This is a genomic window from Streptomyces sp. NPDC021100 (assembly GCF_044333095.1).
GTDB lineage: Bacteria > Actinomycetota > Actinomycetes > Streptomycetales > Streptomycetaceae > Streptomyces.
In genome coordinates this window covers 42,196-56,331 of sequence record NZ_JBIRQH010000029.1, presented here as the reverse complement: position 1 = coordinate 56,331, position 14,136 = coordinate 42,196, and the positions used below count along the sequence as shown (strand labels likewise).

The window sequence follows — 14,136 nt, the reverse complement described above, 5'->3', positions numbered from 1 at the left end:
CGCTCAGCCTTCCGGAGGGAAGACGAAGATGGTGCAGCCCGTCGTCGTCTGCGGGATGTGGGAGGAGCCGGCGGGGGCGTGGCGGAAGGTGCCCGCGGGGTCGTCGCGTTCGCCGTCGTTGAAGACGCCGGAGACCACGAACCTCGCCCGGAACATGGTGATGCCGCCGCACCGGGAGGGCGGGCAGTTGCAGTACGCGGCTCCGCCCAGCCCGAGCAGATCGACAGCTCGCTCGCGCCGCTGCTGGACTGGGCCGCCGGCCGGCTCCACGAGCCGCTGACGCTCGACCGGCTGGCGGCCCGGGCCGGCTGCTCCACGCGCACCCTCGCCCGCCGCTTCACCGAGCAGCTCGGCGTCAGCCCGGGGCAGTGGCTGCTCGCCCGGCGGATCGTCGCGGCCCGCGAGCTGCTGGAGACCTCCGACCTGGCGGTGGACGCCGTCGCCCGCCGTACCGGGCTCTCCTCCGCGACCAACCTCCGCGGACGCTTCCTCAGCGCCCTGGGCGCCACTCCCAGCGCCTACCGCCGGGCCTTCCACAGCGCGTCGGACGCGGCGCCCGGCGCGGCCCGGGCCGCCCGCGGCCCGCGTTGAGCGCCCGGCGAACGCCCGCTACGCGCACCGCGCCGCGCCGCGCTCCGGTACCGCCGGCCCGCGCCGAGCGCTCCCGCCGGCCGGCACCCGGCACCCGTCATGGCCACCGCCCGTTGGCCGTTGGCAAGCCACCTCACGAGCCGGCACAGGAGCAGCGCCGGGCACAGCGGCCACCCGCCCGCGTGGACGGCCCGGACACCCGCGAGGGTCAGGGCGGATGGTCAGACGAAGGCCACTTCCACGACCGGCGAATGCCCCGCTCGGGACACAGGTACCGGCCCCGGATCCGAGCCTTTCGGTACGGCCAGGTCCCGTCGCAGTCGCATTGCGGGGCGCCGGAGGTGACCCGGTACGCCAACTCACCGTCGTGTGCCGCGTAGGTGCTTTACGCGCTCGGGGGCACTCATCGCGTCAATCGTCGCAATGCCTACTCATCATCACAAGTTAAAGAACAAGCAGGCAATTCACCCCTTGTAGGCACCCGGCGGTTACGTCATGATCACCCAATTGGTGCTCTTCGCCCCTCAGACGGTGCGGAGTGCCCGAAAACACCGCCCCGGCACGTGACTTCGCGTCCGGGGATCCTTCGCTGTTGAGGAGTGATAGGCAGCATGCCCGGTTCAGGAATGGCGAGAACACGTCCCGGCGGGCGCGGACGGCACAGACGCCTGCGCGGCGATTGCCTCATCGCGTTCGCCTTGGCGATGGCGTTGCTGATGGTCGGGGCCGCGGGGCCGGCGGTGGCGCAGGGGCCCACCAAGGGACCTGGTGAGGCGTGCGGCGCGCACGCCACGTCCTTCACCGTCGAACAGGACACGCCCGTGACGCTCCGGATGGGCTGCGCCCGTGACGCCGGGACGCTCGGGACGTTGGGGAAGACCGATGACGACTTGATCATCGCCCTCGATTTCCACGTTCCCCCCGAACGCCAGGATCAGTTGGACCAGGTCAAGTCGGGCTGGGCCGACTCGATACGTGCCGACCAGGACGCGGGCATGACCGTGGGTGAGTCGGTGGCCAAGCGGCTCCAGCAGCACAGCGTGGGGATCTACCCCCCCAAGGACTGGAGCAGCACCGCCGACCTCGACGGGCGCGTGGTCTCCGTCGGGGACAGCCTCGTGTTCGTGGTGGCCAAGGACAAGGTCGGTACCACGGCGAACTGGTGGCAGAAGTGGGTAGCCGGTGGTGTCTCTCTCGCCGTCACCATCGTCTCCGGAGCCGCGTGCCTGATCGCGTTCAACGTGGGGGCTCCGGCGGCGGCTCCGGTATGCGGAGCGGTGAGCGGGGCGTTGGGCGCACTCGTCGGTGAGCTGATGAACGCCTATTTCGACAACCGTTCGCTGGGCGACGCCGATGTGTGGACGGAGGCGCTGGCCGTCGCGATGTGGGGCGGCGTCAGCGGCGGCCTCGGCGGCCAGCTGCTGAAATGGGCTGCCTCGGGCACCACCTCCGTGATAGCGAATGCTCAGACGGGCCTGCGGGGCATGATGACGAAGCTGGGGAACATGGGCAATGTCCTCGGCTTCATGGCCGACCGCCTCCAGGGTATGGGTCCGAATCTGTACGCGTCCCTGCAGAGGCTCTCCCGCGGTGTCGGCCAGTCCAAGGTGCCGCTGAAGGTCATGGTGGTGGGCGATTCGATGTCGCAGGGCTATGAAGGTGACTGGACCTGGCGCTACCGCCTGTGGGAATGGTTCAAGAAGGAGAAGATCGACGTCGATTTCGTCGGCCCGTACGAGGGAACCCGGCCGCAGGAGGCTCCCAAGGCCCCGACCGCGCCGCCGCTGCAGGGGCAAGCCCCGCAACCGGCCGAGAGCGCTCCCGTCACCTCGGGCGGGTACGCCGCCGGGGTCGCGCCGGACTTCGACACCGACCACTTCGCGGTCTGGGGCCGGCAGGCCGCGCAGGACCAGAAGCTGATCGCCGAACAAGTGGCGAAGTACCAGCCCGACCTGCTGCTGGTGGGACTCGGGTTCAACGACATGGGCTGGTTCGTCAGCGGCCCGGACGGCACGCTGGACAGTATGCGGACGCTGGTCGAGCAGGCCCGCGCCGCCAAACCGGACCTCAAGTTCGCCCTGGCCAACGTTCCGCAGCGGACGTTCATCGGCGGCCGGGACGACCTTCCCGTCAACACCACGAAGTACAACGGCATGCTCGCGGACGCCATCCCGAAGTGGAGCACCGACAAGTCCCCCGTGGCCCTGGTCGACTGGGCCGGCAACTACAGCTGCGACAGGAGCAGCTGTCCCGTCGGCTACGACGGGCTGCACCCCAACGCCATAGGCGAGTACCAGATCGCCCAGGCATTCGTGCGCACCTTGCACAACAGCTACGGTCTCGGCAGTGAACTCATCGACATCCCCGCGCACATCCCGGACCGGCCGACGCCCGCGCCGGGCACGATCTGGATCGACTCCGGACCGAGCGGCATCACCCTGAAGTGGAAACCGGTCTACGGCGCCCGCGGATACACCGTCCGGCACCGGATCAAGGGCTCCGGCACCTGGAACGAGACACCGGTCAGAGCGGCCCGCTTCGACACCACCTGGACCCTCGACGGCTGGGAATGGGAATACCAGGTCCGCACCGACAACGCCGGCGACGGGAAGTCCGGGTGGTCCGAGACGCTCAGTGCCACCGCGCACCCGAAGACCGCCGCGGCACCCAAGGGGATCGTCACCCGCGCCACCGCCACCGGCGTGGACGTGTCCTGGGACGCGCCGACCGGCCCGTACACCGACACGATCGACCGGTACGAGATCATCACCTGGGACAGGGACACCCCCGGAGCATTCATCAACAGCACTGCGGTCAAGGAAAATTCAGCGCACATCAACGGGTTGCACCAGGGCCACCACTACCTCGTCGCGGTGGTCACCTGGAACGCCGCCGGCGGCGGAATGCCGGGCGTCGCCCGGTCCGTCACCGTCGGGGCCGGCACACCTCCGGCGCCCACCGGCCTGAAGGTCACCTCCACCGACGCCACCACCGTCCAACTGTCATGGAACGGGTCCGACCAGGCCGCCGGTTACCGCGTCTGGGTCCGTAACGTCAACGACGGCAGCGCGTCCAAGGCCGACGAGTACGTCACCAACGAGACCAGCCGGGGGATCGCCTTCCTCTTCCCCGGCGTCTGGAACTACGAATTCTGCGTCACCGCCGTCAACGGCGAAGCGGAATCCGGCAAGTCCAACTGCGTGATCGCACCGCGGCCTGGGATGAAAGGCAGCGGCGCGACCCCGCCGACGGACACCAAGAAGCGGGGCAACCCACTCTCCGCCCTGATCCGGGCTCCCCGGACACCGGCCGCGTCGGCCGGATAGCCCCACCTGACGAGACGGCGGTAGGGAACACCCCCTGCCGCCCCTCGCCTGCCGCGGCCGGCGGGTTGCTGCGCCGGGGCTGCGCCTTGCCGTGCGGCTGGGCGTCTTCCCGCTTCGCCGCGGGGCCGCCCCTTTCCTGTGGCACACGCGGGGAGCCGGGCGGCCGGGCCGGAGGCCGCCCCGGCTTCTGCGTTTCCGGGCATCCCGCGGCGGGCGTGCGGGCGGAAGTGAGGTTTGTCATCACCTGCGCGTGGAAAGGGGCGTGCCGGCCGGTCAGGCGCGCAGGTGCTCCAGCACCGGGGCGAACTCCTCCATGTACGGCTCCAGGATGGTGAAGTAGCCGAAGCCGTAGCGTGCGTGGTGGGCGCGCACCCGGTCGGCGATCTCCGCGACCGAGCCGGACAGGAGGGCTGGGTGGGTCGCCAGGTCCTCGTCCGTGAAGTGGGACACGTCTCCGATCAGGTCGCCCTTCCTCGCGAAGGGGTCGCCGTCGACGGTGACGATCTGGACCAGGAAGTTGAGCTCCGCGGGGGCCAGTTCGGCCGGCCGTTCGGCGGCCTCGAAGCGGCGGTAGACCGCGACGCGCTCCTCGAGGGCGTCGGGAGCCAGCAGTTGCGGCACTCCGCCCGGGCCGATGCCGCCTCCGGTGAAGGCCATGGTGGTGGCGTGCCGGGCGGCCGTGCGCAGGAGGCGGTCGCCGCTTCCGCCGATCACCACCGGGACGCGGGGCTGGGCGGCCGCGGGGACGTGTGCCGGGTCCGCCAGCAGCCGGCCGACCTCGGTCACGGTGCGGGCCAGGTGATCCACGCGCTCGCGCGGTGAGCCGAAGGGCAGTCCGGCGCTCTCGTGCTCGGCCTGCATGTAACCGGCGCCGAGGCCCAGTTCCAGCCGGCCGCCCGTCAGTTGGTCGGTCGTGGCCACCTCTCGGGCGAGCAGGGCCGGGTTCCAGAAGCCGGAGTTGAGCACGTACGTCCCCAGCCGGGGCCGCTCGGTGACCTCCGCGGCGGCCACCAGGAACGGGAACGGGGCCGGCATGCCCAGGTGGTCCGCCACCAGGATCACGTCGTAACCGAGCTCCTCGGCCCGGCGGCACTTCGCGCGCCATTCGGCGCCCGTGCCCGTGCTGAACATGTTGACGGCGAAGCGGAGAGGCCGGTCGGCCTGGTTCGTCATCGGGAATCCCCCCTCGGTGGATCGTTGACCGGCACCTTACCGGAGGACCCCTCCGATACTTCCGGCCGCCGCCCCGGGGGCAGGTGCGTCCGCTCCGGGCCATCGTGCCGTACGCGGGCCGCGCGGCGCGTGCGGTTTTCCGCCCGCCGCGGCCCGGCACGGCCCGCCGGACCCGCCGGACCCGCCGGACCCGCCGGACCCGCCGGACCCGCCGGACCCGCCGGACCCGCCGGACCCGCCGGACCCGCCGGACCCGCCGCCGAGGCTCCGCCCACGGCGTCGGCCGCCGACGGCGGCGCTTTTTCGTAACACTCGTTGCGACAAATCGCACGGCTCCTTACGGTGCCACCCATTGCCGCCTTCAGAACGGTAGACCGGAATCGACCTGCACGACACGGCAGCGAGCGGGGCCGGCTTCGCCGGCGTGACGTATTCGGCGTTCTCCGGCTGGGCCGACCGGCCCACCGATTTCACACCGATGCCGGAGGGCGAACTCACGTGCGACATCGCCGTCATCGGGGACGGTTACGCCGGCATGGCGGCGGCACTGCGGTTGGCCGAGCACGCCGCCGATGTCGTCCTGTCGGAGTCCGGGTTCTGCGGACGGGGCGGCAGTTCGCGCAACGCCGGTTATCTGCCGAACGCTTTGGCGGGTGACCCGCAGCTGCTGAACACGCTGTACGCGCACCGGCTGCCGGGTCTCGTCCGCTACGCCGACGAGGCGGCCCGCTTCACCGAATGGCTGATCGGGCGGCCGGCCGTCGACTGCGACTACGTGCCCACGGGCAACGTCATCGCCGCCGTCTCCCCGGGACAGCTCCGGCGCACCGAACGGTACGCCGGGATCCTCCGACGCGCGGGGGCGGACGCCGAGTTCGTCGAGGGCCGTGACTTCGGCCTGCCGCACACGTTCCTCGGCGGCGTCTTCGAGCGGGCCGGTGGGCTGCTGAACCCCGGGAAGTTCGCGCTCGGCCTGCGCGCCGCGCCGTCTCGGACCGCTTCCGCCGCCGGACGCTGTCGTCGCCGAAGCGCTGACGGCCGCGCGCCGGCGGCCGTTTCACCGCCGGCACGGTGCCTTCTCCGACGTCGCGGTGCTAGCGGCCGCCCAGCGCGGACACCAGGCTCGCCACCGTGACGGTGTTGAAGACGAACGCGACGACCGTGTTCGCCGCCACGGTCCGCCGCATGTCCCGCGAGGTCACGTTGACGTCGGTGGTGCCGAACGTCGTCATCGCCGCCAAGGCGAAGTAGACGTAGTCCGCCCAGGCCGGCGCCTCTTCCCCGGGAAAGTCGAGCGCCCGCTCGTCCTCCACGAGGTTGTCGGCCTGGAAGGTGACCGCGAAGGCCAGCACCACGCAGACCCAGGCGACGACGACCAGCGCGAGCGCCACCAGCGTGCGCGGGACGGCGGAGAAGGCGGTGCCGAGATGGCCGGGAAGCCAGAGCACCGCCACCACCAGAGCCGCGGCCGCGATGAAGAGGGACGCCCCGGGTCCGGGCGCGGTTCCGAGGACGTAGCGCTGTATGAACGTCCCCCGGGCCTCGCGATGGGCCCACGACCGGACCTGTCCCGGGTCGACGCCCCAGAAGGCGACCAAGGTCGACGCGAGATACGGGAGCAGGTAGGCGAAGAGTACGAACACGCCGATGTCCGCTGTCGAGACGTCCACCACGCCGCCGCCGGGGAGGACCGCCGCCGCGCACACCGCGAGGGCCAGGCTCACCGTCGACCGGCGCCGTTCGGAAAGCCAGCGGTGCACGGACGGGCCTCTCTGGACGGTCGTCGCCGGGATGGCACTGACGGGAAGGTCCCTGCCGATGCTATGAGGGCTCCGGCGCTCGGGCGGCGGCATCGAGGGCGTGTCTCGCGGTGGTTCCGCCGATGCGGACCAATGTGCACAACGAGCGTTACGTTAACGGTGTGGCGAAATCACAGGATGCCCGAGAATCCCGTCCGCCCGGCGACCGCCGATCACGGAAGCCGGCCGGCCGGGCGGCGCGGACGGCCGACGGGTGACCACGAAGCGAGACGGGCCGAGCTCCTGGAGGCGGCGGCCTCGGTGATCGCGCGGGAGGGCTACGCCAACACCTCCCTGCGCAAGGTGGCCCAGCGCGCGGGATGCACCACCGGGACGGTGACGTACTACTTCGCGAACAAGGACGAGCTGGTCGCCGCGGTGACCCGGAGCCGGTTCGACGGCTTCGACGCCATGCTCGAGCCCGGCCGGGACAAGCCCGGCATCCGGACGGTCCTGGAACGGTGGCTGTCCCGCGCCGCCGGCGCCCCCGAGTTCCGGCCCGTGATGTCCCAACCGCTCGTCCACGCACGGTACGAACCCGCCTTCGCCGCCGTCATCGAGCAGCGCCACGCCCGCCACCGCGAGATCCTCGCCTCGCTCCTGGCGGCCGGGCGGGCCCAGGGCACCGTCCGCGACGACATCCCCGCCGACCTGCTCGCCGACCAGCCGGCCGCCATCGCCGACGGCTGGATTACGAGGTTCCCCATCGAACCCCGGAGGTTCACGGCGAACCGGGTCCAGGCCCTCCTCGACGCGGCGATCACTTTGATCACCCCGCCGCCGGGCGGGGCCCGCGCAGCCGGCGGCTGAGTCAGGCCCCCTCGAAAGCCGCGGGGATCACTCGGAAGCAGCACGGATCACCCGCCGGACGCACGCCGCACGACCGGTGTGAACGGGCCGGCGGGGTGCGCCGCCGCCGATGTACGGCGCGCCCCGCCGGCCGCGGTGCCGCGGTCAGCGTCTCCGCGCCGCGCCGGGCACGCCGGGGTTGACGACGAAGTCGAAGGCCGCTTCCTTCGCGGGACCTGCCTGACGGACCGTCATGAGCAGCCGCGGGTCGAAGAGGGAGTCGGTCTGGTTGCGGGGTTCGCCGGGGAAGTACAGCTGGGTCGTGAGGATGGGGCCGCCCGGCGCCTGGACCTTGACGTGGAGGTGCCGGGTGCGGCCTGGGTAGAGGCCGGGGACGATCGTCGTGAGGGTGAACGCCCCCCGGTCGTCGGTGTATTGGTGGCCCCGCAGCCGGAAGCCGCGGTTGTCGTAGGCGCCGGCGTTGTCGGCCTGCCAGAAGTCCAGCAGGGCGTGTGCGACGGGGCGGCAGGTCGGGCCGAAGACGAAGCCGGCGACCGTGAGGCGGGTGCCGCGCATGCCCGGTTCGAGCAGGGAGGCGCGTTCCGGTGAGCTCGGTTTGAAGTAGGGGCCTTCTATCTGGGGCGGGGTGGGATCGTCCCCGTCGTCGCAGTACGGGGTGTGGGGTAAGGGCGCGTCCGCGGGCCGCCGGTCGCGGGCCAGGGCCACGCCGCCGCCCAGCAGGGCGGGCAGGGGTACGGCGAGGAGGGCCGCCTTGAGCACGGTCTTGCGGCTGATGTGCCGCCGTTGCTCGGTGCCTTCGCCAGGGCCGTGGTCGTGGCCGCCGGCCGTCCCGCCGGTGGGCAGGGTCTCGTCCGCCATGGTTCCGCCTCCTGGGGGTGGGGTGGGGGCGTGCGCCGCAGGACTTCGCCTGTGCGTTGAGGAACCTAGGGCGGCGGACGGGACGGATCGATGCACTCCGTTCGGTGAACGTGGTGTTTACTCCGGTGATTTCTCCGGTGTTCCTTCCGGTGTCCTTTCCGGCGGGCACCCGCCCGCCGCCCGGCGGAAGTCGCCGGGACTGACGCCGGTCTCCCTCCGGAAGAAGCGGCAGAAGTAGGCGGGATCGCCGAACCCCACGCGCCGGGCGATCTGGGCGACGGTCAGGCCGGAGCCGGTGAGCAGGCGTTTCGCCTCCAAGGTGCGGGCGGCGCGGACCAGTTCGCCGGGCGTCCGGCCGGTGGCCTGCTTGACGGACTCGATGAGGTAGCCGACGGAGACGCCGAGCCGGTCGGCGTAGGCGCGGACCGCTCCCCCGGCGCCCGCGGTCTCGGCGAGCAGCGCGTCGAACTCCCTGGCGACCTCGGCGGACCGGCCCGCGTCCGCCTCGGGTCTTCGCTCCCCCGGCAGCCGCAGGGCGCGGACGAGCAGGATGTGCAGGTACGCCTCCAGGACGGAGGCGTAGCCGTCGGCGCGGGCCGTGAACTCCCGTTCCATGGCCCGTATCAGGGTGCCGATCCCGGCCGTGTCGCCGCCGTCCGGACCGGTGGGCAGGCGCGGCACCCGCCGCTCCCCCAGGGCGTGCAGGAGGTGCCGGTCGTCGGGGCGGGACAGCAGGAAGTCCTCGGTGAACAGCAGGAGGACGCCGCTGAGGCCGGCGGCGCGGTCCCAGTAGTGCACCTGGCCGGGCAGGATGACGCACAGGTGGGGCGGGCGCAGCGGGTGGCGTACGACGTCGACGACGTGGGTGCCGGTGCCGGCGGTGACGTAGGCGATCTCGTAGAAGGTGTGCCGGTGGGGGTATCCGGCGCGGGACTCGGGGCCGAGGGCGTCGAAGGAGCCCATCGCGAAGGGTGGTGGGCAGGCGGCCGGGACGGCGAGCCGGTGCAGGGGCACGGGGTCGGCGGGCAGGGGTGTGTCCTGGGCGTGGGGGGCCATGCCGGGCGTCCTTCCCCGGGGCGGTCCCGGTGTCGGGGGCGGGGCGTGGGCCGCCAGGGTGCCGCATCGCGGGAGAGGCGGCAAGGCGCGGGGTTGTGGGCGCGTGGGGCCGGCTGGCGTCCCTGGGGCCCCATCGGCCCTGATCCCCCGTCAGCGGCCCTCCGTCAGCGGGCGAAGGCTCCGCGCAGCGCCACGGCGAACTCCGCCGCGTGCGTCAGGTACCCCACATGCCCGCCGGGGAACTCCGTGACCCGGGCGCCCAGTTGTTCCGCCAGGCTCGCCGTCGTGCGGTACGTGAGCGCGCGGGGCCGCTCCTCTCCCGTCACCAGGGTGCACCGGCCCGCGCGGAGCGCCTCGGTGTCCGGGCGGAAGCGGGTGAACGAGCGGAGTTCGTACTCCAGGCAGAACGCGCCGTTGGCCTCGACGCGGCTCAGCATCTCCCGCGCGGGCGCGGGCAGCGCCTCGTCCGGCTCGGGGGCGTCGTCGAGGCCGATCTCCTCGCAGAGTCGCCGCATCGCCGGGCGCGGCCCCTCGCGCCGGTGGAGGGCGTGGATCTCCTCGAAGAGGGCGTGCCAGCGGTCGGCGTCGGGCAGCAGGTCGATGACGAACGGGTCGTGGGCGACCAGTGCCCGTACCCGGCCGGGGTGGCGGGCCAGGAGGTCCATGCCGGTCATGCCGCCGTAGCTGGTGCCGAAGACGTACGCCGGCCGCCCGGGAGCGACCGCGTCCAGCAGCAGGTGGGCGTCGTGGCCGCGCTCCTCGATCGTCTGTTCCCGGGGCGGGGCCGTGAGGCGGCTGCGGGAGTTGCCGCGCGGGTCGAAGGTGACGACGGTGTGGTCCTCGGCCATCAGGCGGGCCAGCGGGCCGAACATGGCGGCGTCGCCGTCGCCACCGTTGATCAGGAGGAGGGGCGGGCCCGCTCCGCGTACCTCGTAGTGGATTTCGGCGCCGGGAACGGTGAGCGTACCTGTCTCCATGGGTCCCCCAGGGTGCCGTGCGGAGCGGACGGTCCGCAATGGTGCGGTGGTGGTGGGTACGGCGGCCGGGCCCGGTGCTACCTCGGGCAGGTCGCGTCCGTCGCCGGGAGGCGGCCGGTGGCGAGGTAGGCGTTCACCCGCCCGTCCACGCACGCGTTGCCGTACTCGCCGTAGAGGCCGTGGTGCTCGGCCCCCTCGACGGTGAGGAGGCGGGAGGACGGCAGCAGGCCGTGCAGGGCCTGGCTTCCGGCGTACGGGGTGCGCGGGTCGCCGGTGGCGGCGACGATCAGGGCGCCGGCGTCGGTGCGGACCTCGGTGGGCCGTTCGCGCGGCGGTCGCGGCCAGAAGGCGCAGGGGTTGGTGTTGTTCGCCAGCGGGCCGAAGAGGGGGTGCGCGGCGCGGGAGTCCTCGACGGCGCGCCGGTACGTCTCGGGGTCGCGCGGTGCGGCGACGTCGCCGCACAGGATCGCCGCCTGGACGCTGCCCGCCGCGGAGGCGGCCTCGCTCAGGGTGGCGGCGAGGATCTCGGCCAGTCGCCCGGGCGCTTCGACGGTGTCACCGCCGCGGGCGGCCCGGTGGAGCGCGGCGACCGAGTCGGCGAGGGCGGCGCGGTTGGGGTCCCGGTCGTCGGCCAGAGCGCTGAAGAGGAGGGACGGGACGACGGTGTCGTCCACCCGGTACGTCCGGTCCCCGGCGCGCAGGGCGAGCGGGCGCCGGGCGGCCGTGCGGACGGTGTCGTCGACCGCGGCGAGGACCTGTGCGCGGGTGCCGCCGAGCCCGTACCGGGCGTCGCGCCGCGCCGTCCAGTCGGCCCAGTGCTCCAGGGCGCGCTCGTTGGCGTCGATCGCCGTGGTCAGCAGCCGGGGGTTGTACGCGCGGGGGTCGAGGGCGCCGTCGAGGACGACCCGGTCGGTGCGGCCGGGGAACATCTGGGTGTACACGGTGCCGAGGTAGGTGCCGTAGGAGTAGCCCAGGTAGGAGATCCGGCGTTCGCCGAGGACGGCGCGGACGACGTCCATGTCGCGGGCGGTGTCGCGGGTGGTGACGTATGGCAGGACGTCGCCCGCCGCCCGGCCGCAGCGCTCGGCCAGGTCGCGCTGGAACGCGGCCTGCCGGTCGAAGCCCTGCCGGTCCGAGCCGGCGGAGCGGAGCCAGGTGCCGGTGGGCCAGTGGCAGTCCAGCGGGGTGCTGCGGCCGACGAAGCGGGGGTCCATGCCGATGACGTCGTAGCGCTTGCCGACGTCCTTCATGACCTCGCGGATGTCGGCGGCGAGGCCGAGCGACGGGCCGCCGGGGCCGCCGTTGTTGACGAGGAGCGCGCCGGCCCGGTGGGCGGTGTCGGTGGCCTTGATGCGGGAGACGGCGAGGGTGAGGGTGCGGCCGCCGGGGTCGGAGTAGTCCAGGGGTACGGTGATCGTGGCGCAGCGGGCGCCGGCCCGTTCCAGTGCCCGGCCCGTCTCGTCGTCCGGCCCCTGGAGGCAGCTCTTCCAGTCCGGCCGCTGGTGCCGGTAGCGGGCGAGCCCGGCGGACGTGGCGGGCTCGTCGCCGCCGCCCGTACCTGTGCCGGCCTCCGCCGCGGCGGGCAGGGCGGCCAGGCAGGCGGCGGCCGTCAGCACGGCGGCGGCTCTGCGCAGGGGTGTCATCGCGTCTCCTTCACCATGAGCGGGGCGTTCCGGCACCGGGCGGCCGCGGCGGCCGCCCCGAGGTGGTCCCGCGACGGATCGGCGGCGGGCGGGGCGACGCGGTCTCCGGGGCCGGGCGCGCCCTGGGCGCGGGGCGCCGGCGGCGGCGCGGCCGGTAAGACGGCGGGCGCCGGCGCGGCCGAAACCGCGACGGGGGCCGGGGCCGCCGCGACGGGGACAGAGGCCGGGGCCGAGACCGGAACGGGAACCATACGCCTCACGCTAGGCACCAGCCCGGCCCGGCTCACTGGTGAAGGCCCCCGAACGGTGGGTGGGGCCTCCCCCACCCACCCTGGATCCGACGGCGCGTCATATCAGTGCGACGCCCCCGCCACAGCGGCGCGGGCGCCCGGACGGTCACTGGTGCCAGGCGTGTCCGCCGGTGTTGCGGATGAACCGCTGCAGCACCTTGAGTGTGGTCAGGTACTCCTCGTCGGAGATGCCCCGGTGCCGTTCCGCCCACAGTTCGCGCTGGAGAACCGCGGTCTTCTCCTGGAACGCCCGCCCCTCGGCGGTGAGGCGCAGGCGCCCCTCCGCGTCCTCGGTGAGCCAACCGCGGGCCACCGTCTCGTCGATCTCCGAGGCGACGGTCTCCGCCCCGGTGTCGAGGTAGCCCTCCAGGACCCGGATCACGTCGGCGCGGGACGGAGCGGTGTCCGCGCGGGCGACCTGTTCGAGCACCCAGCACCGGGGTTGCGTCGTGCCGATCCCGGCGAGGGCGTCGCGTGTCCGGCCGACCGTGGCCTTGAAAGCCGCTGCTCCACCACTCGGGGGCGACGCGCGGGTTCACCGCCTTCGCGGGCTTCCTGCCGAGGTCGGGGGCGGGCCTCGCCGCGCTGGTCAACGCGGGTCCGACCCCGGCGGCCGGCTTCGTCCAGGCGGCCTACGAGGCGCTGTGCGCGCTGGAGCGCTGAAGGGCACGTTCCGTTCCGCGTACCGCCTACTGTCCCGTACCTCCTACCGGGCCGGCCGGAGCGAGCGCCGGGTGACCGGGAAGTCGAAGTACGTGTCCGGGAACGTCTCCGGCTGGTACGTGTAGTGCCACCACTCTTCCGGCAGGTTCCGGAAACCGGCCTTCTCCAGACCGTTCTTGAGCAGCAGCCGGTTGGCGCGCTGGGTGCCGACGACGCGCGGGTCGAGGGTGTGCGACAGGGTGTCGAAGCAGTCGAACCCGGTGCCCATGTCCAGGGAGTTGTCGGGGAAGCGGTCCCGCTGCGGGCCGTAACACGGCTTCAGCGGTTCGCCGGGGTGGTACGGGCGGGTGGGGAGCGCGGGCAGCCGGACGAGGGTCAGGTCGACCGTACTGCCCCTGCTGTGGCCGGACTTGGCCGCGATGTAACCGTCGTCGAACAGCCGCGTCTTGTCGACGCGTGGGTAGAACTCCGCCTTCATCCGCTGGTCGTCGAGGTCCTTGGCCCAGCGGACGAAGTGGTCGACGGCGCGCTGCGGCCGGTAGCAGTCGTAGACCTTGAGGGAGTAGCCCTGCCGGAGGAACGTCCGCTGCGCCCGGCGCAGTGCGGCGGCCGTGTCGCGGGTGACGACGCACAGGGGCTGCCGGTAGCCGTCGATCCGCTCGCCGGTGAAGTTGTGGCGGGTGCGGTAACGCATCTCCTGCGGGATGGTCGGGTCGACGTCCCGGAGGGCGACGAACTCCGGTGGCGCCTTGGGCTCACGGCGCTCCTGCGCCGTGGCGGTGGCGGGCACGGCCGTCACCACGAGGGCGGCGGCCGTCCCGGCGACCAGGCCGCGGAGAACTCTTCGCATCGGATCGAACCCCTTCGCGCGTGTCCGGGGTGCCGCGGTGGCGCTCGGCACCCGGCGGCATCCTGGCGGAGGCGCGCCGGGGCCGTCCAGTGGACCGGGA

General features: G+C 73.0%; 9 protein-coding genes and 4 pseudogenes. 4 read left to right on the top strand and 9 right to left on the bottom strand.

The window, feature by feature from the left end; genetic code table 11:
- Positions 1 to 3: 3 nt before the first annotated feature.
- A pseudogene (locus tag ACH4PU_RS33520) lies at positions 4 to 141 on the bottom strand (anti-sigma factor); the annotation flags it as partial.
- Position 142: 1 nt separating this feature from the next.
- Here ACH4PU_RS33520 and ACH4PU_RS33515 point away from each other — a divergent pair.
- Together ACH4PU_RS33515 and ACH4PU_RS33510 are read left to right on the top strand one after the other, a co-directional pair.
- A pseudogene (locus ACH4PU_RS33515) lies at positions 143 to 591 on the top strand (helix-turn-helix domain-containing protein); the annotation flags it as partial.
- Positions 592 to 1,202: 611 nt separating this feature from the next.
- A complete protein-coding gene (locus tag ACH4PU_RS33510) occupies positions 1,203 to 3,917 on the top strand; it encodes a fibronectin type III domain-containing protein (protein ID WP_398280846.1) in 2,715 nt (904 codons plus the stop codon).
- Between the two features lie 273 nt (positions 3,918 to 4,190).
- Here ACH4PU_RS33510 and ACH4PU_RS33505 read toward each other — a convergent pair whose 3' ends face one another.
- Positions 4,191 to 5,090: a TIGR03621 family F420-dependent LLM class oxidoreductase gene (locus tag ACH4PU_RS33505; RefSeq protein WP_398280843.1), complete on the bottom strand. Its 900-nt coding sequence runs from the start codon at positions 5,088 to 5,090 to the stop codon at positions 4,191 to 4,193.
- A gap of 424 nt (positions 5,091 to 5,514) precedes the next feature.
- Between ACH4PU_RS33505 and ACH4PU_RS33500 the strand changes: the two genes are divergently transcribed.
- Positions 5,515 to 6,225, top strand: a complete 711-nt coding sequence (locus ACH4PU_RS33500; RefSeq protein WP_398280840.1) for an NAD(P)/FAD-dependent oxidoreductase — start codon at positions 5,515 to 5,517, stop codon at positions 6,223 to 6,225.
- Here the strand turns inward: ACH4PU_RS33500 and ACH4PU_RS33495 are convergent.
- A complete protein-coding gene (locus ACH4PU_RS33495; protein WP_398280837.1) occupies positions 6,185 to 6,850 on the bottom strand; it encodes a DUF1345 domain-containing protein in 666 nt (221 codons plus the stop codon). The two genes, ACH4PU_RS33500 and ACH4PU_RS33495, sit on opposite strands and share 41 nt — an antisense overlap.
- A 177-nt stretch (positions 6,851 to 7,027) precedes the next feature.
- Here ACH4PU_RS33495 and ACH4PU_RS33490 point away from each other — a divergent pair, with 177 nt between their 5' ends.
- Entirely contained in the window at positions 7,028 to 7,699 is a 672-nt protein-coding gene (locus ACH4PU_RS33490; protein WP_398280834.1) for a TetR/AcrR family transcriptional regulator, read from the top strand.
- 162 nt (positions 7,700 to 7,861) lie between these two features.
- On the opposite strand, the pseudogene ACH4PU_RS33485 reads toward ACH4PU_RS33490, so the two are convergent.
- The 6 genes and pseudogenes from ACH4PU_RS33485 to ACH4PU_RS33460 all read right to left on the bottom strand — a co-directional run.
- Positions 7,862 to 8,557 (bottom strand): annotated as a pseudogene (locus ACH4PU_RS33485) (dioxygenase); the annotation flags it as partial.
- A 117-nt stretch (positions 8,558 to 8,674) separates the two neighbouring features.
- Entirely contained in the window at positions 8,675 to 9,613 is a 939-nt protein-coding gene (locus ACH4PU_RS33480) for a helix-turn-helix domain-containing protein (RefSeq protein WP_398280831.1), read from the bottom strand.
- A gap of 164 nt (positions 9,614 to 9,777) precedes the next feature.
- Complete coding sequence (locus tag ACH4PU_RS33475; protein WP_398280828.1) at positions 9,778 to 10,590, bottom strand: alpha/beta fold hydrolase; 813 nt, start codon at positions 10,588 to 10,590, stop codon at positions 9,778 to 9,780.
- Between the two features lie 77 nt (positions 10,591 to 10,667).
- Positions 10,668 to 12,233 carry an alpha/beta hydrolase gene (locus ACH4PU_RS33470; protein WP_398280826.1) on the bottom strand — a complete coding sequence of 522 codons (1,566 nt, stop codon included), beginning with the start codon at positions 12,231 to 12,233 and terminating at the stop codon, positions 10,668 to 10,670.
- Positions 12,234 to 12,629: 396 nt separating this feature from the next.
- Positions 12,630 to 13,028, bottom strand: a pseudogene (locus ACH4PU_RS33465) (MarR family transcriptional regulator); the annotation flags it as partial.
- 201 nt (positions 13,029 to 13,229) lie between these two features.
- Positions 13,230 to 14,036, bottom strand: a complete 807-nt coding sequence (locus ACH4PU_RS33460) for a M15 family metallopeptidase (protein WP_398280823.1) — start codon at positions 14,034 to 14,036, stop codon at positions 13,230 to 13,232.
- Positions 14,037 to 14,136: the final 100 nt, after the last annotated feature.

Coding starts and splice junctions, on each gene's coding strand:
- ACH4PU_RS33510 (WP_398280846.1), top strand. CDS start 1,203: ATGCCCGGTTCAGGAATGGCGAGAACACGTCCCGGCGGGCGCGGACGG.
- ACH4PU_RS33490 (WP_398280834.1), top strand. CDS start 7,028: ATGCCCGAGAATCCCGTCCGCCCGGCGACCGCCGATCACGGAAGCCGG.
- ACH4PU_RS33505 (WP_398280843.1), bottom strand. CDS start 5,090: ATGACGAACCAGGCCGACCGGCCTCTCCGCTTCGCCGTCAACATGTTC.
- ACH4PU_RS33475 (WP_398280828.1), bottom strand. CDS start 10,590: ATGGAGACAGGTACGCTCACCGTTCCCGGCGCCGAAATCCACTACGAG.
- ACH4PU_RS33460 (WP_398280823.1), bottom strand. CDS start 14,036: ATGCGAAGAGTTCTCCGCGGCCTGGTCGCCGGGACGGCCGCCGCCCTC.
- ACH4PU_RS33480 (WP_398280831.1), bottom strand. CDS start 9,613: ATGGCCCCCCACGCCCAGGACACACCCCTGCCCGCCGACCCCGTGCCC.
- ACH4PU_RS33470 (WP_398280826.1), bottom strand. CDS start 12,233: ATGACACCCCTGCGCAGAGCCGCCGCCGTGCTGACGGCCGCCGCCTGC.